Below are 24,174 nucleotides of genomic sequence, written 5' to 3' on the forward strand. Positions count from 1 at the left end.
GTAGAAAAGGTTCAGTGATGGCCAAGAATGCCTGGTTCGAAACCGTTGCCGAGGCGCAGCGGCGGGCCAAGAAGAGGCTGCCGAAGTCGGTGTACATGGCGTTGGTGGCCGGGTCCGAGAAGGGGCTGACGGTCGACGACAACATCGCGGCCTTCAGCGAGCTCGGCTTCGCACCGCACGTCGCGGGGCTGCACGACAAGCGGGACATGGCTACCAATGTCATGGGTCAGCCCATCTCGATGCCGGTGCTGATCTCGCCGACCGGCGTGCAGGCCGTGCACCCGGAGGGCGAGGTCGCGGTGGCCCGCGCCGCCGCCGCCCGTGGGGTCGCGATGGGGCTGAGCTCCTTCGCGAGTCGCTCGATCGAGGACGTCGCCGCGGCCAACCCGCAGACGTTCTTCCAGATGTACTGGGTGGGCGACCGCGACACCCTGGTCCAGCGCATGGAGCGGGCTCGCGCTGCCGGTGCCACCGGCCTGATCATGACCCTGGACTGGTCCTTCTCGATGGGGCGGGACTGGGGCAGCCCGGCCATCCCGGAGAAGATGAACCTCAAGGCGATGATGCAGAACGCGCCGGAGGCCATCATGCGTCCGCGCTGGCTGATGGACTTCGCCAAGACCGGCAAGGTGCCGGACCTGACCACCCCGAACCTGGCCGCGCCCGGCCAGCAGGCGCCGACCTTCTTCGGTGCCTACGGCGAGTGGATGGGTACTCCGCTGCCGTCGTGGGAGGACGTGGCGTGGCTCCGCGAGCAGTGGGGCGGTCCGTTCATGCTCAAGGGCGTCATGCGCGTGGACGACGCCAAGCGCGCCGTCGACGCCGGCTGTTCCGCGATCTCCGTCTCCAACCACGGCGGCAATAACCTCGACGGCACCCCGGCCCCGATCCGGGCCCTGCCCGCGATCGCCGAGGCGGTGGGCGACGACCTGGAGGTGCTGCTCGACGGCGGTATCCGTCGCGGTAGCGACGTCGTCAAGGCCGTCGCGCTCGGCGCCAAGGCCGTGATGATCGGCCGCGGCTACCTCTGGGGCCTGGCGGCCAACGGGCAGGCAGGCGTCGAGAACGTCCTCGACATCCTCCGCAGCGGCATCGACTCGGCGGTGCTGGGTCTGGGGCACTCGTCGATCGCGGACCTGTCCCCGTCGGACCTGGTGATCCCGGCCGGCTTCCGCCGCGACCTCGGCGTCTAGGACGCCGCGGGCCGTGACGGCACGGCTCACCGAACCGATCACCCTGGCCGGGCGCACCGCACCGGCCAGGGTGATCTTCGGTCCACACGAGACGAATCTCGGTGTCGACCGCGCCCTTTCCGCCGCGCATGTGGCGTACTACGGCAGGCGCGCCAGGGGCGGGGCAGGCATCCTCGTCACCGAGGTCGCCTCGGTACACGCCGACGACTGGCCGTACGAACGGGCGCCGCTGGCCGCGGACTGCGGTCCGGGCTGGCGGGACATCGCCGATGCGTGCCGGCCACACGGAACGCTGGTGCTGGCCGGACTCGGCCACACCGGGCTGCAGGGCTCGAGCGCACACTCACAGTCGGCGCTGTGGGGGCCATCGCGCGTGGCCGACGTCGTCACCCGCGAGTTGCCCATGGAGATGGAACGGGCCGAGATCGACTCGCTGATAGCGGGATTCCGGTCGGCCGCGGCCTCGGCCAGGGACGCCGGAATGGACGGGGTCGAACTCGACGCGGGACCGCGGGCCCTGCTGCGCCAGTTCCACTCGGGGCTGACCAATCTGCGCGGCGACGAGTACGGCGTCGACCGGCTCCTGCTCACCCGCGAGGTGATCGAGGCGGTCCGCGGCGCGCTCGGTCCCGACCGGGTGCTGTCGCTGCGACTGAGCTGCGACGAACTCGCGCCCTGGGCGGGGGTCACCCCCGAGATCGCCTCACGGCACGCCCGCGAGTTGGCGGAATTGCTCGATCTGTTGGTGGTCGTCCGCGGCGGTCCGATGTCGGTGGAGTCGTACCGGCCGGACGCACACACGGCGCCGGTGTTCAACGTGAAACTGTGTTCCTCGGTCCGTGCGGCGGTGGCGGGCGCGGTGCCGGTCGTGTTGCAGGGCAGCGTGATCGAGGCCGGACAGGCGGAGCGCGCGCTCGCGGACGGTGTCGCCGATGCGGTGGAGATGACCCGCGCGCAGATAGCCGAGCCGGACCTGGTGATGAAGGCGCGCCGCGGCGGGGAGACCCCGCGGCAGGCCGGCGCAGCCCCGCGGCCGTGCCTGCTCTGCAACCAGACCTGTCAGGTTCGCGATCCGCGCAATCCGATCATCACCTGCGTCGGGAATCCGTCGGCCGGGCACGAGGGCGTCGACCCCGATGAGGGGTTGCCTGTCCTGGCGCCGGGTGACTTCCTGGTCGTCGGTGGCGGGCCCGCGGGGCTCGAGGCCGCGCGAGTGCTGGCGATACGCGGCCACCGGGTCACCCTCGCCGAGCGCGGTTCCCGGCTCGGCGGCACGCTGCGGGTGGCCGCGGTCGGTGCCGGGCGCGACTCGCTCGCGGCGCTGGTGGACTGGCTGGAGTCCGAATGCCGCCGGCTGGGCGTCCACGTCGAGACCGGCAGGGCGATCACGGCCGAGGAGATCGACGCGGCGAGATCGGCGGGCCGCGCGGTGATCCTGGCGACCGGAAGCGTGTCGAGCCCGTGGCCCGGTGACCGCCGCGCGGGTGTCGAGATCGTGAGCCCTCCTGAGGTGCTGGCCGGAAAGCCGTTGCGGGACGGTCCGATCTTGGTGTTCGACCCGGTGGGGGACCAGGTTGCCGTCGCGGTCGCCGAATGGCTCGCCGCCCGCGACAGCGAGGTGTCCATCGCGACACCGGACCAGGTCGTCGGCGTTCAGTTGGGCCGGACCGGTGACCTCTCCGCCGCCAATGCCCGGCTGCAGCGGGCAGGGATCGCGCGCCACCTGAGCGTGACCGTTCGCTCGATCGCCGCGGACGGTGTCCTGCTGGAGAACGTCCACACCGGCGAGCGGCGGCTGCAGGCCGCCGCCACCCTGATCGACTGCACACACCGGCTTCCCGAGGAATCCCTGGTCGTGCAGTCGCCCGCATCGGTCCGGATCGGGGACTGCCTGGCGCCGCGAACCGTCGCCGAAGCGATCCGGGAGGGCCGGGTGGCGGCAGCGGCGGCCATTCATCCGGAGGTGCGGCCGTGACCTACCGGCACCTCCTGACCCCGCTGCCCCTTGGGCGGCTGACCGTCCGCAATCGGGTGGTGTTCTCGGCGCACCTGACCAACAGCGCCCGCGGCGGACTTCCCACCGAACAGCACACCGCGTACTACGAGGCGCGCGCCAAGGGCGGCGCCGGCCTGATCATCACCGAGGAACACAGCACGCACCCGTCGGACTGGCCGTACGAGAAGCTGATCCAGGGGTACCGGCCCGAGGTGATCCCGCACTACCGGACGCTCACCGACGCGGTGCACGCTCACGGTTCGGTGATCCTGGCCCAGCTCAATCACAACGGCGGGCAGGGCTCGGGGATGTACTCGCGGCAGCCGGTTCTTGCGCCGAGTCCGGTTGCGGACCCGTTGTTCCGCGAGGTGCCGAAGGCCGTCGACCCGGCCGAGATCGCGGAGCTCGTAGCGGGATTCGCATCGACCGCCGAGCACTGCATGCGCGGTGGCTTCGACGGCGTCGAGATCCAGTGCTCGCAAGCATCGATCGTGCGGGCCTTCCTCTCGCCCGACACCAACCGGCGCACCGATCGGTACGGGGGCGCCCTGGCGAATCGTGCCCGATTCCTGCTCGAGATCGTGGCGGCGGTGCGCGCGGTGCTCGGGCCCGAACCGGTGCTGGGTGTGCGGTTGACCGGCGAGGAGCTGATCGCGAACGGCATCCATCTCGACGAGGCGGTCGAGGTCGCCGCGATGGTGGAGGCCTGCGGGCAGGTCGACTACATCAACACCTCGATCGGCATGGCGACGCAGACCCTGCACCTGATCGAGGGCTCCATGGCGGTGCCGCGCGGGTACGCCCTTTTCATCCCGAACGCGATCCGCAGGCGGGTGACGTTGCCGGTGATCGGCGTCGGACGTTTCACGGACCCGGAGCAGGCGGATCTCGCGATCGAGGAGGGCCATTGCGACCTGGTCGGGGTCGTGCGCGGGCAGATCGCGGATCCCGATTTCGCGGCGAAGGCAGTGGCGGGACGATCCGGCGAGATCCGGACCTGCCTGTCCTGCAACCAGGAGTGCATCGGCCGGGTCGGCATGGGCCGCTGGCTCGGCTGTGTCGAGAACCCCATGGCCGGAAGGGAATCGGTCCCGCTGCCGATGCCCCGACGGCGCGGACTGCTGGTGTGTGTTGTCGGTGGCGGACCGGCCGGGTTGCAGGCCGCGGCCACGGCCGCGCAGCGCGGTCACCGGGTGACGCTGTTCGAGCGGGACGCACACACCGGCGGCCAGGTCAGGACCGCGGCGGGTGCGGCAGGCCGGGCCGAGTTCGGCGAGCTGGTCCGGAATCTCGAGACGGAATGCGCGCGCTACGGCGTCGAGGTCAGGACCGGCATCGACGTGGACGCCGACCTGCTCCTGTCCCTGGCGCCCGACGCGGTGATCGTCGCGACCGGGGCCCGGCCGCAGCGGCCGGGGTGGGCGGGGGAGTCGGCGCGGGTGGTGGACGTGCGGGACGTGCTCGAGGGCCGGGCCGATCCCGGTGGCCGTGTGCTCGTGATCGACGAGCTGGGCTTCCACCAGGCGACGTCGGTCGCCGAATCGCTCGCCGACCGTGGCTGTGTGGTGACCGTCGCGACGAACGGCATGATCGTCGGCCAGGACCTGGGCCTCACGCTGGACATGGAGGGCTGGCGGCGTCGGGCGCACCGTAATGGCATCGCACAGCTCACGGACCTGGTGCCGATGGGGGTCGTCGCGGCGCAGGGGTCGGCGGTGCGGGTCACGCTGCTACACCATCCGACCGGGGAAACCTCAGAGCCGGAGTTCGACTGGGTGGTGTGTGCGGTGCATCAGCAGCCCGAGGAGCGTCTCTGGAAGCAATTGTCCGACAGCGACTTCGAGATTCATCGGATCGGTGACGCGCTGACCCCGCGGCGGGCGGACGCGGCGGTGCGCGAGGGGCACCGGGTGGCCGTGGCGCTCTGAGGCGCGTCAGATACCGGTGGCGCGGTCGCCCGGCAGCAGACGTTGCGGCAGCTGGCTGAACACCCAGCCGCGCGCGCCGTCCGGGGTGAGCAGCCAGATCACATCGAAGCGGTCCTCGGGCCATGGGTCGGGCGGCGTCGCGTCGACCTCGCCGAGTGCATCGACGATCTCGGGGAGGTACTCGCGCTGCCAGGAGATCAGGATCGGGCCGGGCGTGCGCAGTACCCGTTTCGCGAGAGCCTTGACCTCCGATCGCCCGATGTCGGTGTCCACCTCGACGCCGAGCTTGTCGGCCAGCGGCGAGATCGTCTGCAGCGAGCGCTTGCTGCCGTCCTTCTTGCTCGGTGTGGATGCGAACAGGGCCCGCGGGCGGACCAGCCCGGAGGCGGGCTCGCCCGCGTCGGGTGCGAAGAGCGCTGCGAGCGCGGTTGCGCGTTGCCAGCCGGCAGGGGTGAGCGATTCGTCGCACCGGGTGCCGTCTCGGTCCACGCCGAAGGGCGGTTCGTCGCCCTCGGGTCGTTCCGCATGCCGGATCAGCATGATCGTCGCGCGCGTCACCTCGTCCTTGGCCATAGGGCCATCCTGCCCTTCACCGGTCAGTTTGCCTGCTGGTTTCCGCCATCCACGGCCGTGGCGGATTGGAGCAGGCCCCAGGAGAACTGCGCCTCGCACGCGGTGCCGTCCGGAGTGGCGAACGCGGCGGCCGCATGGCTGGCCACTGTCCCGGCGGACATGCGGTAGTGCACGGGGGCGCAGGTCGACTCCAGGTCGTCGATGACCAGCAGCCACGGCCGTAGATCCGCCACCGAGGCGATGGCGGGCGCGGCCCCGTCGGACATCCTGGCCAGTCGCTCGTCGACGACGTCGCCGCCCGGTCCGAAGGTGACCTGGAACTGCAGCCCGGGCCACAGCGGCATCGGCCATGCCTCGATGGCCAGCTCGCCGACCGCGGGCAGCAGGCGCGAGCTCACCACGGGGGGCTTGCCGAGGGCGAGTCGATACCGCGCCGCGCCACCGGGGAAGCCGCCCCGCAGGCCGCGTTGCCACTGGGCATGCGCGGCGCGCAGGTCGGTGGCGCTCTTGCCGAGGTTCTTGAGGGCTGCCACGACCAGCGTCGGCTGATGGTCGTGCATCCGGCGGAGCAGCATGAGTTCGAAGTTGACGACGCCAAATCCTTTGAGCGGCATTCGGTCCAGCGTCACGTCATCCTCCAGCCGAGGGTCCTGTGGTGACACCGATCGTAGTCGCCGGATCGCAGGCGACTCCCGTCGGAATAGCATCGGTGCATGCCAATGGACCTCGCGGGCGCGACCTGGCCCGACATCGACGCCGACGCGCCCGCCATCGCGGTTCCTGTCGGTTCGGTCGAGCAGCACGGGCCGCACCTGCCACTGGACACCGACACCCGGATCGCGGTCGCGGTGGCGCGGTCGCTGCCCGGCGTGACGGTCGCCCCCGCCATCGCCTACGGGGCCAGCGGTGAACACGAGGGCTTCGCGGGAACGATCTCGCTCGGCGCGTCCGCGCTCGAGGCGGTGGTCGTCGAGTACGGGCGTTCGGCGTGTCGCTGGTCCCCGCGCGTGTTGCTGGTGAACGGACACGGCGGCAACGCGCCCACCCTCGCCAAGGCGGTCGCGTTGCTGCGCTATGAGGGTCGGGACGTCGCCTGGCTGCCCTGCGCGGTGCCCGGTGCCGATGCCCACGCGGGGCGCACTGAAACCTCCTTGCTGCTGCACCTTTCGCCAGGTGACGTGCGGATGGACAGGGCGCAACCGGGTGTCACCCAGCCGATCGGTGAGCTGATGGACCGGTTGCGGGCAGGCGGGATCGCGTCCGTCAGCGAGAACGGGGTGCTCGGCGATCCGACCGGGGCGAGCGCGGCCGAGGGTGAACGGATGTTCGAGCAGATGCTGGCGCGTTGTGTTGCGGCGGTGTTGCGATGGCAACCAGATGGCAAAGGCATGTTGCGGTGAGAGCAGATCCGAATACGATCACCTGATGCGCCAAGCTCGACTGCCCGACGGATTCGGGGTGAGAATCGATCCCAAGGTGCGCACCTTCTCGGGTGGACGGGTACTGATCGGGGGTTCCCCGACCCGGATGCTCAAGCTCGCGCCGACCGCCGCGGCGATGATCGGTGACGGATACCTGAAGGTCGTCGACACCCAGTCCGCACAGGTTGCCCGGCACCTCCTCGATTCCGGGGTGGCGAACCCCCGGCCGATGAGCTCGCCGTCGAATCAGGACGTCACTGTCGTCATCCCGCTGCACAACAACATCACCGGCCTGAACCGACTGCTGCCCGCGCTGCGCGGACTCTCGGTGATCGTCGTCGACGACGGCTCCGACGATCCGGTGACGACCCCGCCGTGCTGCGACGGGCGTGCCGAGGTGCGGGTGCTCCGGCATCCGTCAGCGCTCGGGCCTGCTGCCGCCCGCAACACCGGAATGGCCGCCGCGACAACGGAGTACGTGGCCTTCCTGGACTCCGACGTGGTACCCCGGCTCGGCTGGCTGGAGGCGATGCTGGGGCACTTCAGTGACCCGGCGGTAGCGATGGCGGCTCCGCGGATCGTCGCTCTCGAGCCGGAGGCGGGCGCGATCGGCCGCTATGAGCACGCTCGATCCTCGCTCGATCTGGGGCGCAAGGAGGGCGCGGTGCGGGCGGGGAGCCCGGTTTCCTACGTGCCCAGTGCGGCGATGCTGGTGCGCAGGCGCGCGCTCGAGGAGTGCGGTGGCTTCGACGCGGAGATGCATGTGGCCGAGGACGTCGACCTCTGCTGGCGGCTGCACGCGGCCGGTTGGCGGCTGCGCTACGAACCGATCGCCAATGTCGCCCACGATCACCGCGTCTCGTTCCGGAAGTGGTTCGGCCGCAAGCTCTTTTATGGCACGGGTGCGGCTCCGCTCGCGCTCCGGCACGAGGGGCTCGTGCCGCCTGTCGCCATGTCGCCCCTGACGCTGCTGGCCGTCCTGCTCGCCGCGACCTGCACCAGGCTCGGCCTGGCCGGGTCCCTGGTCGCGCAGCTCGTCACCGTCATCCGCCTGCGCCGGACGTTCCGGGAGCTCGACCAGCCCACCCGTATCTCGGTCATACTCGCCGCGCAGGGCTTCGTGGGCGGGGTCTGGCAGCTCGCGTCCGCGATGTGCAGGCACTATTGGCCGCTGACGCTGCTGGCCGCCTTGGTCTCGTCCCGGGTCCGTCGCGCCTTGCTGGCGGTGGCCGTGGCCGAGGGACTCGCCGACTGGTACACGCACCGCGAGCCAGGAGGGCTGGGGCCGGTGCGGCACACCGTGTTCAAGCGGATGGACGACATCGCCTACGGCACCGGACTCTGGCGCGGGGCGATCGCCGAGCGCAGCCTTGCCGCGCTGAAGCCCCGGTTGCGGGGCTGAACGGTGCCGGCCCCCGATCCGGTGGCCGATGTGATCGTGGTGGGCGGCGGGTCCTGCGGATGCGTCGTGGCGGCGCGCTTGAGCGCGAACCCCGATCGCGAGGTGCTGTTGATCGAGGCGGGGCCCGGTGCGAGCGACCCCGGTCCGCTCGGGCTGCTGCCGGTCGGACCGCGCAGCGATGTCGCCGCGACCTATCCTGTCGAGTTGCGGCCGGGGCACGGCACGACCATCGCCCGCGGCCGGGTGCTCGGCGGGTCAGGAGCGGTCAACGGTGGCTACTTCATCCGCGGCACCGAATCCGACTTTCGGAGCTGGCCGGAGACATGGTCGTATTCCGAAGTGCTGCCGTACTTTCGGAAGCTCGAGACCGACCGGGCGGGGGATCCTCGCTGGCACGGTGACGACGGTCCGATGCCGGTGACCCGGATCGGTCGCGAGGACATGCATCCCGTCAGCTCCGCCTTCCTCGACGCCTGTGAGGTGGCGGGGTTCGGGTACGCCGCGGATCTCAACGAGCCGAACGCGGAGGGTGCCGGGCCGGTGCCGCTCAACGCGGTCGCGGGGCATCGGATCAGCACGGCGTCCGCGTACCTCGGATCGAATGTCGCCAGACCGAACCTGCGGGTGCGAACCGGCGTCGTCGCCCGCCGCCTGGTGTTCGACGGCGTGCGGGCGGTGGGCGTCGAGGCCGAGATGGCGGGTGAGCGGCGCCTGCTGCGGGCCCGTCAGGTGGTGCTGTGTGCGGGCGCGATCGGTACTGCCCATCTGTTGATGCACTCCGGAATTGGCCCAGCACAACATCTTTCGGGACTCGGGCTGCCGGTTCTCGCGGACCGGCCCGGCGTCGGTCGTGACTTCGGTGACCATCCCGAGGTGACGCTCGCGTATCGGCCTCGCCTGCGCGTTCCGAGGAACGAGCGCACCGCCGTCCTGGAAGCGGTGTTGGAGGCGGATGGCATCGAGATCCGTCCGTATACCGCGCCCTTCGCGCAGATCATTCCCGGCGCGGCAGATGCGGAGCCACGACTGGGGGTGGCGCTGATGCGCCCGGACAGCAGGGGCGAGCTCATCCTGCGGTCGGCCGACCCGGCGGCCCCGCCTGTCATCCGGTACCGGTATCTCGCGTCCGCGGCCGACCGTGCGGCGATGCGGTCGGGCCTCGACCTGGCGCGGGGGCTGCTGGCCTCGGCGGCGTTCGGGCGGGTGGCCGCGGACCCGGGGGCGGGGCCGCCGATCGAGCCGTTCGAGAACCTCGGCACCTCCCTGCACCTGTCCGGAACCTGCCGGATGGGGTCGGAGTCCGACCACGACGCCGTCGTGGACGGTCGCTGCCGGGTGATCGGCGTGGACGGGGTCCTGGTGGCCGACACGTCGGTCATGCCCGTGCTGACCTCGCGCGGCCCGCATGCGACCGCGGTGATGATCGCGGAACGGGTGTCCGCCCTGATCGAGGGCGATACGAGTCCCACACATGACGCCCAGGGAAATGGCAGAGTGTGACCGGCGTTACAGTTGATGGGACGTCACGGAGGAACTCGATTGACCAGAGCAACGCACGGCAACCCCTGGATTGCCGTACGGCCGGGCGATGATGTCGCGCAACTGGCGCGATTGATGTCGTCTGCCCACAGGTCGTTCGTCGACGGTGGCGCGGGCCGGTCCCTCGATCCCGCGGCCGCCGGGCACGACCCGGTCCGGTCGGTGGTGCTCGATTCGTGGTTGCGCAGCCGGAACAAGGGCGTGAACCCCGATGCCGTCGGCGACGGCGTCGACCTCGACGGCATCGAACTGGAGCGGTACCGCTCCGCGCATCCGATGGCGCTGATCCGTCCCGTGGTCCGCAAGCTGCTGGTCGACGACGCCGCCGACACCGGCCTGCTCGTCGCGATCAGCGACGCCGAGGGGCGCCTGCTCTGGGTGGAGGGCGACTCGCAGGCCAAGGACCGGGCGCTGGCGATGAACTTCGTCGAGGGGGCCGACTGGAGTGAGGACCGCGTCGGCACCAACGCCCCTGGCACCGCGCTCGCGCTCGACCACTGTGTGCAGATCTTCGAGGCCGAGCACTTCAGCCGCACGGTCCACGATTGGAGCTGCTCCGCGGCTCCTGTGCATGACCCGATGAGCGGCCAGATCCTCGGCGCCATCGACATCACCGGCGGACCGCGGGTGGCGGTGCCCGAGGTGCTCTCGTTGATCCGGGCCACCGTCGCAGCGGCCGAGTCCGAGCTCCGCCTGCACCTGCTGAACTCGCCTCGGCTACTCGGGAACGCCTCGCCGCGTCTCCAGGTGCTCGGATCAGAACGGCCGACCCTCGTGCGGGACGGCGACCGGACGAGCCTCTCGCAGCGGCACGCCGAGATCCTGCTGCTGTTGGCCGAACACCCCGAGGGTCTCGGTTCCGACCACCTCGCGGTGCTGCTCGACGAGTCGGAGCTGGACTCGGTGACGATCCGGGCGGAGATGTCGCGCCTGCGCAAGGTGTTCGGTGCCGCGGGTCTCGGGTCCCGTCCGTATCGGTTGCTGACCGAACTCGGCTCGGACGTGCAGGAGGTCCGTCACGCTCTCGACCGCGGTGACGCGGCCGCCGCTCTGCGGGTCTATCGCGGCCCGGTCCTGCCGGGCTCGGTCGCGCCGGGGGTCGAGGAGATCAGGGCGGACCTGCGCGGCCGCATGCGTGCGGCGCTGCTGCGGGCGGGCGACCAGGGCCTGCTCGCCAAGTGGACGAGCACGGTCGAGGGCCGCGAGGACACCGGTGCGTGGGCCGCTTATCTGTCCTCGATGGACCGCCGATCGCCGATGTACGACCAGGTCAAGTCGAGGATCGAGACGCTAGACAGGCGGCTGGGGGTCTGAGTTTCACCGGACGCAACGTTGTTGCAACCCTCGTGATCCTAGTGTTCTGAATCACACCCCAAGGCGACACTCGCGTCGCCTGCAGGGGAGAGACAGCACACCACGAGGAGCCTTCGATGACCGTGTACGCCCGTCCGGGTTCACCCGATTCCGTCATGTCCTTCCAGTCCCGCTACGACAACTGGATCGGTGGACAGTGGGTGCCGCCCGTCAAGGGTCAGTACTTCGAGAACCCGACCCCGGTCACCGGTCAGCCGTTCTGCGAGATCGCCCGTGGCACCGCCGAGGACATCGAGCTCGCCCTCGACGCCGCGCACGCCGCCGCTCCGGCCTGGGGCAAGACCTCGGTAGCCGAGCGCGCGGTCATCCTGAACAAGATCGCGGACCGGATGGAGCAGAATCTCGAGTCCATCGCCCTCGCCGAGTCCTGGGACAACGGCAAGCCGATCCGCGAGACCCTGAACGCCGACATCCCGCTCGCCATCGACCACTTCCGCTACTTCGCGGGTGCCATCCGGGCGCAGGAGGGTTCGCTCTCGGAGATCAATTCCGACACCGTCGCGTACCACTTCCACGAGCCGCTCGGCGTGGTCGGCCAGATCATCCCCTGGAACTTCCCGATCCTGATGGCCGTGTGGAAGCTTGCGCCCGCACTGGCCGCAGGAAATGCGATCGTCCTCAAGCCGGCGGAGCAGACGCCTGCATCGATCCTGCACCTGATCGGCATCATCGGCGACCTGCTGCCTGCAGGCGTGCTCAACATCGTCAACGGCTTCGGCACCGAGGCGGGCAAGCCGCTCGCCTCGAGCCCGCGGATCAAGAAGATCGCCTTCACCGGCGAGACCACCACCGGCCGGCTGATCATGCAGTACGCGTCGCAGAACCTGATCCCGGTCACCCTGGAGCTCGGCGGCAAGAGCCCGAACATCTTCTTCTCCGACGTGCTCGCCGCCAACGACGACTACCAGGACAAGGCGCTCGAGGGCTTCACGATGTTCGCGCTCAACCAGGGCGAGGTGTGCACCTGCCCGTCCCGCGCGCTCATCCAGGGCGAGATCTTCGACGAGTTCCTCGCGATGGCGGCAGTCCGCACCAAGGCGGTGCGCCAGGGTGACCCGCTCGACACCGAGACCATGATCGGCGCGCAGGCCAGCAACGACCAGCTGGAAAAGATCCTGTCCTACATCGAGATCGGCAAGGCCGAGGGTGCCCAGTTGGTGACCGGTGGCGAGCGCGCCGAGCTCGGTGGCGACCTGTCCGGCGGCTTCTACGTGCAGCCGACGGTGTTCACCGGCAACAACAAGATGCGGATCTTCCAGGAGGAGATCTTCGGGCCCGTGGTGTCGGTGACGTCCTTCAAGGACTACGACGAGGCCATCGAGATCGCCAACGACACCCTGTACGGCCTCGGTGCCGGGGTCTGGTCCCGCGACGGTGGGGTGGCCTACCGCGCAGGCCGTGACATCCAGGCAGGCCGGGTGTGGACGAACACGTACCACCAGTACCCCGCGCACGCGGCATTCGGCGGCTACAAGCAGTCGGGTATCGGCCGTGAGAACCACCACATGATGCTCGATCACTACCAGCAGACCAAGAACCTGCTCGTCAGCTACGCCCCGAAGGCCCAGGGCTTCTTCTGACCCGCAGGCTCGGGGCTTCCCACGGCCCGAGCCCCCGAACTCACGGCGCCCGCCAATGCCCCCCTGCGGCGGGTGCCGTGACCATGACACGGCGCCCGCTCATCCCCCCGAGGCGGGCGCCGTGTCTCCACTTCTCGCCGAGACGGAGTCCCCAATGTCGGTGCCCGGCCGAATCGTCGCGACCGCGGGGGCGATGGATCTGCTCCGTCGCCTACGGGGGATTCACGGACCCCTGATGATGCACCAGTCCGGCGGATGCTGCGACGGCTCGGCTCCGATGTGTTATCCCGCAGGCGAATTCATCGTCGGAGACCGTGACGTCCTGGTCGGGCTGCTCGACCTGGGGCTCGGTGTCGGCGAGGTGCCGAGCTCGATTCCCGACGGTGACGACGCGGTGCCCGTGTGGATCTCGGGCACCCAGTTCGCGGCCTGGCAGCACACCCAGCTGGTGCTGGACGTGGTCCCCGGACGCGGCTCGGGGTTCAGTCTCGAGACGCCCGAAGGCGTCCGCTTCCTGAGCCGGGCTCGCGCGTTCACTCCCGAGGAGAACGTCGCGCTCGCCGAGGCCGAACCGGTCACCGGGCAGACCTGGGAGGAGGGGCGGCGACCCGAGCCGCCCGCCGAACCCCAGGTGGTCGCCGAGGCCGTCGACGCCTGTCCCGTCCCTGGCGGACCAAGAGCTGATCAGTCGTAACCCCGTGGACATCAATCGATGACGTAGATCTTCAACACTGTGCGCAGCCGCGCAGCCCCTGGTGGCGCCGCCGGCGCCGTGTGATCATTCACTAGGAGAAGGAGGTCGCCATGGCGATCACCACCAAGAAGTCCTCGCACGAGGACTTCCACAACGAGGACAGCGAGTACCTCGCGAAGCGGACACTCAAGTCGGGCTCCGCCGGCTGGTTGCTGCTGGCAGGGCTCGGCGTGAGCTACGTGATCTCCGGTGATTACGCCGGGTGGAACAACGGGCTGGCCGAGGGCGGCTTCGGTGGTCTGCTCATCGCAGGTGTCGTCATCGCGGGCATGTACCTGGCGATGGTGCTCGGCATGGCCGAGATGTCTTCCGCGTTGCCCGCCGCGGGCGGTGGCTACACCTTTGCCAGGCGAGCGCTCGGGCCCTGGGGTGGATTCGCTACCGGCACAGCAATTCTCATCGAGTATGCGATCGCACCCGCCGCGATCGCGACCTTCATCGGGGGCTACGTCGAGTCGCTGAACCTGTTCGGGATCACCGACGGCTGGTGGGTCTACCTCGCGGTCTACGCCATCTTCATCGGCATCCACCTCACCGGCGCGGGCGAGGCGTTGAAGGCGATGTTCGTGATCACCGCGATCGCGCTGGTCGGTCTGGTCGTGTTCGCGGTGTCCGCCTGGGGCCTGTTCGACGCGAGCAACCTGACCGATATCGCGGCCGACCCCGGCGCGGCTGGCAGTTCCAGCTTCCTGCCCTTCGGCTGGTTCGGGATCTGGGCCGCGGTCCCGTTCGCCATCTGGTTCTTCCTCGCGGTGGAGGGTGTTCCCCTCGCCGCGGAGGAGGCCCGCGAGCCCGAGAAGAACGTGCCGAAGGGCATCATCATCAGCATGCTGCTCCTGATCATCACAGGGGCGGCCGTGCTCTTCCTCGCCACCGGCGCGCTCGGGGCCGAGGCCCTGTCGACCTCGGGCAACCCGCTGGTGCAGGCGCTCGGCGACGGTGGAGCGGCCAAGGCCGTCAACTACATCGGACTGGCGGGTCTGGTCGCCAGCTTCTTCTCGATCATGTACGCCTACTCCCGCCAGACCTTCGCGCTCTCGCGCGCCGGGTACCTGCCGACCAGGCTCTCGGTGACCAACTCCCGCAAGGCCCCGACCCTCGCGTTGATCGTCCCCGGCGTCATCGGCTTCATCCTCTCGCTCACCGGCGAGGGCGCGATGCTGCTCAACATGGCGGTGCTGGGCGCGGCTGTCAGCTACGTGCTGATGATGATCAGCCACATCGTCCTCCGCAAGCGCGAGCCGGGCATGGCGCGTCCGTACCGCACCCCGGGCGGCATCGTCACGACGTCCTTCGCACTGGTGATCGCCATCGCGGCGGTGATCGCCACCTTCCTGGTCGATCCGACGGCGGCGATGTGGACCGTGGTCGCATTCGGCGCCTTCATGGCCTACTTCGGCTTCTACAGCCGGCACCACCTGGTGGCCAACTCGCCCGATGAGGAGTTCGCGATTCTCGCGAAGGCGGAGGAGGATCTGGAATGACGCGCTACAGCCAGACGATCGGTGGCACCACCCACAGCTTCGACGGGCTGGTCGAGCTGATGGCGAAGGCGACCCCGTTGCGCAGCGGAGACGAGCTGGCCGGATGTGCGGCCGCCTCGGACGCCGAGCGTGCGGCCGCTCAGTGGGCACTTGCCGATGTCCCGCTCGACAGGTTCCTGCACGAGTTGCTGGTGCCGTACGAGACCGACGAGGTCACCCGGCTGATCATCGACTCGCACGATCGCACTGCGTACCAGTCGATCTCGCACCTGACGGTCGGGGGTCTGCGTGACTGGCTGCTCGAGGTGGCCGCGGGTGACGACGCGGCCGCCACGTTGCGGGCGGTCGCGCCGGGTCTGACGCCGGAGATGGTGGCGGCGGTCAGCAAGATCATGCGGAACCAGGACCTCATCGCGGTCGCACGGGCGGCCGTGGTCACCGCGGGTTTCCGGACCACGGTCGGGTTGCCGGGCAGGCTGAGCACCCGGCTGCAGCCCAACCATCCGACCGACGACCCGCGCGGCATCGCGGCCGCCACGTTGGACGGGCTGCTGCTCGGCTGCGGAGACGCGGTGATCGGGATCAACCCGGCAACCGACTCGCCGCACGCCACCTCCGACCTGCTCCACCTGCTCGACGAGATCCGGCAGCGGTTCGAGATCCCCACCCAGTCCTGCGTGCTCTCGCACGTCACCACCACGATGGAACTGATCGAGGCGGGTGTGCCGGTGGACCTCGTGTTCCAGTCCATCGCGGGCACCGAGGGCGCGAATGCGAGCTTTGGTGTCACGGTGCCACTCCTGCGCGAGGCCAACGCCGCGGGCCGCTCGCTCGGAAGGGGCACCGTCGGCAACAACGTCATGTACCTCGAGACCGGCCAGGGCTCGGCGCTGAGCGCCGGCGCCCACCTCGGCACCGGCGGCCGCCCCGTGGACCAGCAGACGCTGGAGACGCGGGCGTACGCGGTGGCCAGGGACCTCGAACCGCTGCTGGTCAACACGGTGGTCGGATTCATCGGTCCGGAGTACCTGTACGACGGCAAGCAGATCATCAGGGCCGGGCTGGAGGACCATTTCTGCGGGAAGCTGCTTGGCCTGCCGATGGGCGTCGACGTCTGCTACACCAACCACGCCGAGGCCGACCAGGACGACATGGACACCCTGCTCACCCTGCTGGGTGCGGCGGGGACGGCGTTCGTCATCGCGGTGCCAGGGGCGGACGACGTGATGCTCGGCTACCAGAGCCTGAGTTTCCATGACGCGCTGTACGTCCGGCAGGTGCTGGGGCTGCGCCCCGCCCCGGAGTTCGAGGCCTGGCTGCACCGGCTCGGTATGACCGATGCGGCGGGCCGGGTACTCCCGGTGGATGCAGCGGCTTCACCGCTGCGCGCACTGACGGGGGCGCTGTGAACCTCGAGAAGCGTGCGGGCACGGCACGGACCGATTCGGAGCCACAGGACTTCTGGGAGGAGCTGCGGCTCAGCACCCAGTCGCGGATCGGGCTCGGCCGGGCGGGGGACTCGCTTCCCACCGACCGGGTGCTCGAGTTCCGTGCCGCGCACGCCGCGGCCCGCGATGCGGTGCACCTACCGCTGGACGCCGATGTGTTGACCCGGCAGGTCGAGGGGCTCGGGCTCGGCAAACCCGTGCGGGTGACGAGCCGGGCAGGCAGCCGCGCCGAGTACCTGCGCAGGCCCGATCTCGGACGACTGCCTGCCGATCTGGCGGCCGTGCCGCACAGCGGAGCCGATCTGGGGTTCGTTCTCGGGGACGGGCTTTCGCCCCGGGCTCTGATGGATCACGGCGCCGCGCTGCTGGGGGCGCTGGCCGAGGAACTCTCGGACAGGTATTCGCTCGCGCCGCCGGTGATCGCGACGGAGGCGCGGGTGGCGCTCGGCGACCACATCGCCGAGGCGATGGGGGTGCGGACCCTGGTCGTGTTGATCGGGGAGCGTCCGGGATTGTCGGTGGCGGACAGCCTCGGTATCTACCTAACGCATCTACCCCGTCCCGGTCGCACGGATGCCGATCGAAACTGCGTCTCCAACATCCACCCGCCGGAGGGGCTGAGCTACGCCCAAGCCGCAAAGGTGGTGGCGGGCTTGGTGTCCGGTGCCCGCAAGCTGGGACGCTCCGGAGTCGACCTCAAGGACACCTCGCGGTCCGACGCGTTGTCCTCCGGAGAAGTCCTGACTCTCGACTGACCTGCTCGGCCCCGCCGAGAGGTCTCCCTTCGTCGCCGCTGTGTGTGCCGGCGCGATTTCTTGTGCCGGTGTGCTTCCGCGCGCCCGCACCATTCGAGAAAGAGGTTCCTGGTGAAGTCTTTCCATACCCGCGCAGCCTGGGTGTGTGCCCTGACGGGTGCGATCGCGCTGACCGCATCCTGTTCGTCCGGCGGTGAGGGTGCCGCCGAGGCCGCACCCGACACCAGCGCCTGCGCCGCTCTCGACCCGGGGCTGGAGTGGTTCGGCGAGAACCGGCAGCTGCTGGATCGGCTGATCGCGGAGAAGGGCACCTGTGGCGTCGACGGTGATGCCGCCAAGGGCGCCCCACTCGCGCTGTTCGACTGGGACAACACCGTGGTCAAGAACGACATCGGCAGCGCGACCGCGTACTGGATGATCAAGAACGACAAGATCCTTCAGCCCGAGGGAGCGGATTGGGCCGCGACGAGCCGATTCCTGACCCCGGACGCGGTCGCGGCACTCGGGGCGGCCTGCGGCACCGAGGCGGCACCCGGTGGCCCGCTGCCGACCGGTTCCGATCTCGACTGCGCCGACGAGATCGTCGCCGTGCTCGACGACGAGACCACCTCCGGGAAGCCGGCCTTCGCCGGATATGACCATCGGCGGACGAAGCCCGCGTACGCCTGGGCGGTTCAGTTGATGGGTGGTCACACGGTTGACGAGGTGACGGAGTACGCCAGGGCGGCGAGAACGGAGAATCTCGCCGCCCCCGAGGGCGCCGAACAGACCGTGGGAACCACCGAGGTCGACGGTTACGTGAGGTACTACCCCCAGATCGCCGACCTCGTGAAGGTGTTGCACACCAACGGATTCGATGTTCGCATCATCTCGGCGTCGGCGGAGCCAGTGGTGCGTGCGTGGTCGGAGGAACTGGGTCTGACGCCCGAACGGGCGATGGGGGTCCGCCCGGTCGTCGAGAACGGTGTCCTCACGAGGCACCTCGAGGGCTGCGGCGGTGTCGCCGACGGTGAGGACTCGGTCATCCCGTACATCGACGGCAAACGGTGCCAGGTCAACGAGGTCGTGTTCGGGGTGAACGGCCCCGCGGCCTTCGATCAGTTGCCCGCCGATCGGCGCCAGGTCTTCGCGGCGGGTGACTCGGTGACCGACGTGACGTTCCTCGGGGACGCGACCGGGGCGCGGCTGGTGATCAACCGCAACAACGCCGAGCTCATGTGCAACGCCTACGACAACAGCGACGACCGGTGGCTGGTCAATCCGATGTTCCTCGATCCGAAGGAACGTGCGGAGGCGCCCTACCCCTGCTCGACCAAGGCCTACACCGCCGCCGACGGTGGCAAGGGAGCAGTCCACCGGGTCGACGGATCGGTGATCGGGGACCAGGTCGACTCCGTCTACTGACGTGTGGACGCAGCGGGTGGGGTTGGTTCGGTGAACCAACCCCACCCGGTGGGTCAGGCCGCTGCGGCGGCGCTCTGCGCCGCGAGCTTCTGGAGCCCGGCGGGGTAGAGGCGCTTACCTGCGACAAGTGCGACCATCGCGAGGACGTACACCAGGGGCGACAGCTGCAGGGCCTCGAGCAGGCCCAGTCGATCGGCGAGGATGCCGATGACGAAGGGACCCAATGCCAGGCCGAGGACATTGTTGGCCACGGTGAGGGTGCCGAGTGCGGAGGACCGCACCGACGGGTGGGTCAGGCTGGCCACCATGGCCGCGGACGGGCCGGAGGATCCCGCGGCGAAGAAGGCTCCGATTCCCAACAGGACCAGCTGCGGGGCCCCGGTGTCCAAGCGAAGTCCCAATCCGAGCGCGAGGAACGAGATCAGGCAGAAGGCGACGGCACTCGACCACTTCCTGGCCGGGTTGGTCCGGCTCACCCGGTCGGTGATGATGCCGCACACGATCATGCCGGTTCCGATGAGCAACACGAACACCGATGCGATCGCGCCCGCCTTGTCGGGTGCCATGCCGTAGTACCGGTTGAAGAAGCTGGGGGTCCAGGCGAGCAGGACCGCGGCGGTGAACATCTGCAGGCCGCCGCCCAGATACGCGCACCACACCGCGGAATTGGTGAACAGGCTCGACACCGGGACCCGGATCGTGGTCCCGGTCGTTCCGACCGTCACGACGTTCTGGTCGGCGGCGTGCTCGTCCAAGCGGCGTTCGGTGACGAGGGCCCGGAAGAGGGCAACGAGCAGGAGGCCGAGCACCGCCATCGCGGCGAAGGACCAGCGCCAGCTCAGATGCACGGCGATGACACCGCCGAGTGAGACGCCGACGACGGAGCCGAAGGAACCCCCGGCCATGAAGGCGCCGCTCAGTGTCGAATGAACTCGCGGCGCGAAGACGCCGAGCACAACGGCGATCCCGACGCTCCCGTAGGCGGCTTCGCCGACACCGACGAGGAAGCGGGCGGCCAGCATCTGTTCATAGTTGGATGCGATCGCGCACAGGAGCGTCGCGATGCTCCACAGCGTGGCCATCAGCACCAGGCTCTTCACTCGGCCCCACCGGTCCGCCAGGAGGGAGAGCGGCAGCGTCAGCAGGCCGACCATCAGCGCGACGATGCTGGTGAGCGACGCGAGCTGGGAATCCGACAGGGCCCAATCGGCCTTCAGGAACGGAAAAACGGCACTGAGCACCTGGCGAGACATGTAGTCGGACAACAGCAACGCGAAGGTGAGGGCGAAGACGAGCCAGGGGTAGTAGGAGGAGCGCCTGCTGCGGCGTTCGGCGGTCGTCGCGGAACTCGGCGGATCGGTGGCTGCGATCTCGAGCTCGGACGTGGTGGATGTCAGTCCCATGGATGCTCCTGGGGGTGCGGCTGGAGGGGGAAGGTGTGGGACCGGCGCTCAGTTGGCGGCGCGGCGTGACTCGTACGCGTCGAGCTCCTCCGCGAGGATCGGCACGCCGAGATTGCAGGCGTGGATCCCGAGGACGCTCACCATCTCCAGCACGGTGAGGATCTCGTCCCTGGACACGCCGAGCTCGAGTGCGGCCCGGATGTGCCGACGTACTCCAGGCGCGTACATGTGGGTGGCGGCGGCATCGATGGCGATGCTCAGCAGTTCGACGAACTCGGGTGTGAACACCCCACGCCGCACGGGCGTGGCGTTCATTGCCATGAACTGTTCTGTCCACTCCGGGTCCCACTGGGACAAGGTGTCCCACAGTGGATTCCAGCTTCCAGCCTGCTTCATGCGGTCGAGCGTCGGGGTGGGTATCGGCTCAGCGGTCATGGCTGCTCGTTTCACGGGGAACGAATCGGGTGTGATGTGGGCATTGGCCCGGCCCGAAAGTGGCCTGCATCACGTTACGTCGCTCGTGAGCCGAATAATTGCCCGTGCGGGACGGGATTCTTTGCATTTCGGGACATGTGGCCGGGAAGGGGCGCATGCCGATTCGAAGCCGACCTAACCCTCGGTTTGTTTGCGCCACTCGCGGGGGCTCATGCCGAACTGCTGATGGAACCATCGGGAGAAGCTGCTCGGTGTCGAGAAGGCGAGCAGCTCGGAGATCTCCGTGAAGGAGTAGCGCCGGCCGGCGACCATGCGTTTCGCGAGTTCGGCTCGGGTGGAGTCGACGATCGAGGTGAAGGTCTGTCCCGACTTCGCGAGGTGCCGATGCACCGTCCGTCGGTCGACGCCGAGGCTGCGGGCGACCTGCTCGATCGAGCAGCGTCCGCTCGGCAGCAGCAGTTCGACGAGTTCGCGAACGCGATTGGTGAGCGTGGGTTCCTCCGGCGTGGTGAGCGTGTCGAGGAGCTGCTGCGAGTAGGACCGCAGCAGCGGGTCGGAGAGCCTGTTGGGCTCGTCCAGATCGCCCGTGTAGGTGATGATTCCGGAGAATTCGCTGTTGAAGTGCAGTGGTGCATCGAAGACCTGGCGGTGCGTCGCGTCGTCGGTCGGCCGGTCGTGTTCGAAACTGACGGACACCGGATGCCACCGATCGCCCAACAGGTGTCGCAGCAGCTGGTGGGTCACCGCGACCGCCAGTTCGACGGATTGTCGGACCGGTATGGGTTCGCCGGGATCGATGCCGATGCGGATCGTGGCCAGGCCGTCGTGCTCGGAGAGTCGGATGTGCAGCGACTCGTTGTAGGTGTGCTGGTATCGGAGCAGCATCCGGAGAGCGCTTCGGGCGTCCGGCTCGTCCCGGATGCTGACGCTCAGGGGGCCGAGGGTGGACAGGCGCCGCCGCTCGGCCAGCTTCAGTGCGAAGTCCTGGCGACCCGATGTCGCCGCGGACAGTTCCAGGAGGCGGACCACCGAGGATGCGGGCACCCAGCGGTCCTGCAGGTCGAGGCCGGCGGGGTCGAGGCCGACGCTTCTGAGTAGCTGCACCGGGTCGAGCGACAGGGCGCGGCTCAGCTCGATGTAGCCGGTAAGGGCGGCATATCGAGCGAGGGGCTTGGTCATTCGCATCACCTTCTGTCGCGCGTGTCCCGGTCGGCCCCCGCGGTTGGGTGTCCCGAAACGGAAACAAATATGTCCCCTCAGGATAAGTGTGAAGGGCATCGCATAGCTACTGTTGTGTCATCTGAGTCACACCGGACCCCGCGAAGGGCACATCCGATCGTTCCGCGACAGCGCAGCGAGATGCCCGCCCAGGGGTGGGACCACGATCAAGGAGAAGGCAATGGCAAAGGCGATCCGCTTCTACGAAACCGGCGGTCCGGAGGTCCTGCGGTGGGAATCCGTTGAGGTCGGGGACCCGGGACCGGGTGAGGTGCGGGTCCGCCACGGTGCGGTCGGCCTGAACTTCGCCGACACCTACTTCCGCACGGGGATGTATCCCGCACCCCTGCCCGCGGGTATGGGTGTGGAGGGTGCAGGCGTGGTGGAGGCGGTCGGCGCCGGTGTCACCGACTTCCGGGAGGGCGACCGCGTCACGTACACGGGCAGCCCGCTCGGTGCGTACAGCACCGAGCGCGTGATGCCCGCCGAACACCTCATCGCTCTTCCGGATGGGATCGAGTTCGAGACCGCGGCGGCGATGACCATGCGCGGTCTCACCACCTCGTACCTGCTGCGCCGGATCCATCCGCTGAAGGCAGGCGACACGGTGCTGCTGCACGCGGCCGCGGGCGGCGTAGGGCTGATCTTCAGCCAGTGGGCGAAGTTGCTGGGCGTCAACGTGATCGGCACGGTGTCGACAGACGAGAAGGCTGCGGTCGCACGAGCCCACGGATGCGGAGAGGTCATCGTCTACACGCGGGAGAACGTCGCCGAGCGGGTGCGTGAGCTCACCGACGGGGCCGGCGTGCCGGTGGTCTACGACAGCATCGGGGCGTCCACCTTCCAGACCTCGATCGACTCGCTGGCCAGGCGGGGCCTGTTGGTGGCCTTCGGAACCGCATCCGGCCCGATCCCGCCGATCGATGCCATGCAGCTCGCGATCAAGGGGTCCCTGTTCGTGACCAGGCCCGCGCTCGCCGACTACATCGCCGATCCGGCCGAGCGGGCGGAGCTCGCGGGCGAACTGTTCGGTCATGTTGCGGCCGGTCGCATCTCCATCGAGATCAACCAGCGCTACGGGCTCGAGGATGCCGAGAAGGCTCATCGCGACCTGGAGGCAGGCATCAGCATCGGCTCCTCGGTCTTCTCGGTCTGAATCCGAATCACGTACAGGAGAGCGTCATGACCACAACCGTCGACCGCGTGCTCGGTCGAACCGACATCGCCGCCGCTGCGATGGATGTACGACCGCTGACCTGCAGCATCGGCGCGGAGATCCACGACGTCGACCTCGCCGACGTCGCGCGGGACGACCGGAGTTTCGCGGAACTGAAGTCACTGCTGCTCGAGCACAAGGTGCTGTTCTTCCGGGACCAGAACATGAGCCGGGCCGAGCACGTGGCCCTCGCCGAGCGGTTCGGGTCGCTCGAGGACCACCCCGTGCTCGGCAGCGACCCGGACCACCCCGGCCTCGTTCGGATCTATAAGGACCGGGGCAGCCCGCCCGAGCAGTTCGAGAACGCCTTCCACTGCGATGCGACATGGCGGGAGAACCCGCCGATGGGGTCCGTGCTGCGATGCGTCGAGGGGCCCGAGGTGGGCGGCGACACCATGTGGGTGAACATGGCGCTGGCCTACGAGAAGTTGCCCGAGCGGGTCAAGGAGCAGATCGAGGGACTCCGGGCGCGGCACAGCATCGAGGCGTCGTTCGGAGCGCGGATGCCGATCGAGCAGCGGCTCGAGCTCAAGGAACGCTTCCCGGACGCCGAGCATCCGGTGGTGCGCACCCACCCGGAGACTGGGGAGAAGATCCTGTTCGTCAACTCGTTCACCACCCACCTGACGAACTTCCACACCGCCGACAACGTGCGGTGCGGCATCGACTACGCGCCGGGCGCAGGGGAACTGCTGCGCTACCTGCAGAGCCAGGCCACCATCCCCGAGTACCAGGTGCGGTGGCGGTGGACGCGCAACAGCGTGGCGATCTGGGACAACCGGTCGACGCAGCACTACGCGGTCCAGGACTACTGGCCCGCGGTCCGAAAGATGGAACGGGCAGGCATCGTCGGCGACCGACCCTTCTGATCCAGACGAATTCTCTTCCACTCCAGACTTTTCCAGCCCAATCGACAGGAGATCGACATGCACTTTCACGACGACGCGCTGTTCCCGGAGAACCAGGACAAGCTGGTCATCACCGTTGCGCCGTACGGCCCGGAGTGGGCGGTCGAGGATTTCCCCGAGGACCTGCCCCTGACGATGGACGA

Annotated in this window: 20 protein-coding genes and 1 pseudogene; 16 read left to right on the forward strand and 5 right to left on the reverse strand. The window is 69.1% G+C overall.

All coding sequences use genetic code 11. The features are described 5' to 3' along the window. The first annotated feature begins 17 nt into the window (after nucleotides 1–17). From mftD to ACWFRB_RS19570, 3 genes are read left to right on the forward strand one after another with little or no spacing between them, the layout of a single operon-like run. Nucleotides 18–1,193 (forward strand): pre-mycofactocin synthase MftD, encoded by a 1,176-nt coding sequence (mftD, locus tag ACWFRB_RS19560; RefSeq protein ID WP_452642937.1) that lies wholly within the window; start codon nucleotides 18–20, stop codon nucleotides 1,191–1,193. Nucleotides 1,194–1,206: 13 nt separating this feature from the next. Further along, nucleotides 1,207–3,168: a mycofactocin system FadH/OYE family oxidoreductase 1 gene (locus ACWFRB_RS19565; RefSeq protein WP_452642938.1), complete on the forward strand. Its 1,962-nt coding sequence runs from the start codon at nucleotides 1,207–1,209 to the stop codon at nucleotides 3,166–3,168. After that, nucleotides 3,165–5,117: a mycofactocin system FadH/OYE family oxidoreductase 2 gene (locus tag ACWFRB_RS19570; protein ID WP_452642939.1), complete on the forward strand. Its 1,953-nt coding sequence runs from the start codon at nucleotides 3,165–3,167 to the stop codon at nucleotides 5,115–5,117. The genes ACWFRB_RS19565 and ACWFRB_RS19570 overlap by 4 nt, the downstream gene beginning before the upstream one ends. 6 nt (nucleotides 5,118–5,123) lie before the next feature. Here the strand turns inward: ACWFRB_RS19570 and ACWFRB_RS19575 are convergent, their stop codons facing one another. Further along, nucleotides 5,124–5,690, reverse strand: coding sequence for a histidine phosphatase family protein (locus ACWFRB_RS19575; RefSeq protein ID WP_452642940.1), 567 nt, complete (start codon nucleotides 5,688–5,690; stop codon nucleotides 5,124–5,126). Between the two features lie 23 nt (nucleotides 5,691–5,713). Further along, on the reverse strand, nucleotides 5,714–6,319 hold the full coding sequence (locus tag ACWFRB_RS19580) for a hypothetical protein (protein WP_452642941.1): 606 nt from the start codon (nucleotides 6,317–6,319) through the stop codon (nucleotides 5,714–5,716). An 84-nt stretch (nucleotides 6,320–6,403) separates the two neighbouring features. On the opposite strand from ACWFRB_RS19580, the gene mftE reads away from it, so the two are divergent. From mftE to ACWFRB_RS19630, 10 genes are all read left to right on the forward strand, one after another. After that, nucleotides 6,404–7,090 carry a mycofactocin biosynthesis peptidyl-dipeptidase MftE gene (mftE, locus tag ACWFRB_RS19585; RefSeq protein WP_452642942.1) on the forward strand — a complete coding sequence of 229 codons (687 nt, stop codon included), beginning with the start codon at nucleotides 6,404–6,406 and terminating at the stop codon, nucleotides 7,088–7,090. 25 nt (nucleotides 7,091–7,115) lie between these two features. After that, nucleotides 7,116–8,513 carry a mycofactocin biosynthesis glycosyltransferase MftF gene (gene mftF / locus ACWFRB_RS19590; RefSeq protein WP_452642943.1) on the forward strand — a complete coding sequence of 466 codons (1,398 nt, stop codon included), beginning with the start codon at nucleotides 7,116–7,118 and terminating at the stop codon, nucleotides 8,511–8,513. 3 nt (nucleotides 8,514–8,516) lie between these two features. Continuing rightward, nucleotides 8,517–10,013, forward strand: a complete 1,497-nt coding sequence (gene mftG / locus ACWFRB_RS19595) for a mycofactocin dehydrogenase MftG (protein WP_452642944.1) — start codon at nucleotides 8,517–8,519, stop codon at nucleotides 10,011–10,013. A 15-nt stretch (nucleotides 10,014–10,028) separates the two neighbouring features. Continuing rightward, a complete protein-coding gene (locus ACWFRB_RS19600) occupies nucleotides 10,029–11,366 on the forward strand; it encodes a transcriptional regulator (RefSeq protein ID WP_452642945.1) in 1,338 nt (445 codons plus the stop codon). Nucleotides 11,367–11,482: 116 nt separating this feature from the next. Next, complete coding sequence (adh, locus tag ACWFRB_RS19605; RefSeq protein ID WP_027500587.1) at nucleotides 11,483–13,006, forward strand: aldehyde dehydrogenase; 1,524 nt, start codon at nucleotides 11,483–11,485, stop codon at nucleotides 13,004–13,006. Between the two features lie 154 nt (nucleotides 13,007–13,160). Then, nucleotides 13,161–13,700, forward strand: a complete 540-nt coding sequence (locus ACWFRB_RS19610) for a DUF779 domain-containing protein (RefSeq protein WP_452642946.1) — start codon at nucleotides 13,161–13,163, stop codon at nucleotides 13,698–13,700. 110 nt (nucleotides 13,701–13,810) lie between these two features. Next, the gene (eat, locus tag ACWFRB_RS19615) at nucleotides 13,811–15,244 is read left to right on the forward strand and encodes an ethanolamine permease (RefSeq protein WP_452642947.1); all 1,434 of its coding nucleotides are present in this window, start codon (nucleotides 13,811–13,813) and stop codon (nucleotides 15,242–15,244) included. Then, nucleotides 15,241–16,653: an ethanolamine ammonia-lyase subunit EutB gene (locus tag ACWFRB_RS19620; protein WP_452642948.1), complete on the forward strand. Its 1,413-nt coding sequence runs from the start codon at nucleotides 15,241–15,243 to the stop codon at nucleotides 16,651–16,653. The genes eat and ACWFRB_RS19620 overlap by 4 nt, the downstream gene beginning before the upstream one ends. After that, nucleotides 16,650–17,447 carry an ethanolamine ammonia-lyase subunit EutC gene (gene eutC / locus ACWFRB_RS19625; protein WP_452642949.1) on the forward strand — a complete coding sequence of 266 codons (798 nt, stop codon included), beginning with the start codon at nucleotides 16,650–16,652 and terminating at the stop codon, nucleotides 17,445–17,447. The genes ACWFRB_RS19620 and eutC overlap by 4 nt, the downstream gene beginning before the upstream one ends. A 108-nt stretch (nucleotides 17,448–17,555) precedes the next feature. Beyond that, entirely contained in the window at nucleotides 17,556–18,851 is a 1,296-nt protein-coding gene (locus tag ACWFRB_RS19630; RefSeq protein WP_452642954.1) for a haloacid dehalogenase-like hydrolase, read from the forward strand. 53 nt (nucleotides 18,852–18,904) lie between these two features. On the opposite strand, the gene ACWFRB_RS19635 is transcribed toward ACWFRB_RS19630, so the two are convergent. The 3 genes from ACWFRB_RS19635 to ACWFRB_RS19645 form a co-directional block, all read right to left on the reverse strand. Next, entirely contained in the window at nucleotides 18,905–20,254 is a 1,350-nt protein-coding gene (locus ACWFRB_RS19635) for an MFS transporter (protein ID WP_452642950.1), read from the reverse strand. 48 nt (nucleotides 20,255–20,302) lie between these two features. Further along, nucleotides 20,303–20,689, reverse strand: coding sequence for a carboxymuconolactone decarboxylase family protein (locus ACWFRB_RS19640; RefSeq protein WP_452642951.1), 387 nt, complete (start codon nucleotides 20,687–20,689; stop codon nucleotides 20,303–20,305). Between the two features lie 174 nt (nucleotides 20,690–20,863). Continuing rightward, nucleotides 20,864–21,868, reverse strand: a complete 1,005-nt coding sequence (locus ACWFRB_RS19645) for an AraC family transcriptional regulator ligand-binding domain-containing protein (protein ID WP_452642952.1) — start codon at nucleotides 21,866–21,868, stop codon at nucleotides 20,864–20,866. Nucleotides 21,869–22,088: 220 nt separating this feature from the next. Between ACWFRB_RS19645 and ACWFRB_RS19650 the strand changes: the two genes are divergently transcribed. The 3 genes and pseudogenes from ACWFRB_RS19650 to ACWFRB_RS19660 form a co-directional block, all read left to right on the forward strand. Continuing rightward, the gene (locus ACWFRB_RS19650) at nucleotides 22,089–23,063 is read left to right on the forward strand and encodes a quinone oxidoreductase family protein (protein ID WP_452642953.1); all 975 of its coding nucleotides are present in this window, start codon (nucleotides 22,089–22,091) and stop codon (nucleotides 23,061–23,063) included. Nucleotides 23,064–23,143: 80 nt separating this feature from the next. Next, nucleotides 23,144–23,992 (forward strand): TauD/TfdA dioxygenase family protein, encoded by an 849-nt coding sequence (locus ACWFRB_RS19655; protein WP_452642955.1) that lies wholly within the window; start codon nucleotides 23,144–23,146, stop codon nucleotides 23,990–23,992. Between the two features lie 57 nt (nucleotides 23,993–24,049). Next, a pseudogene (locus tag ACWFRB_RS19660) lies at nucleotides 24,050–24,174 on the forward strand (3-keto-5-aminohexanoate cleavage protein); the annotation flags it as partial.

This window comes from Rhodococcus sp. NPDC055112 (assembly GCF_053607505.1).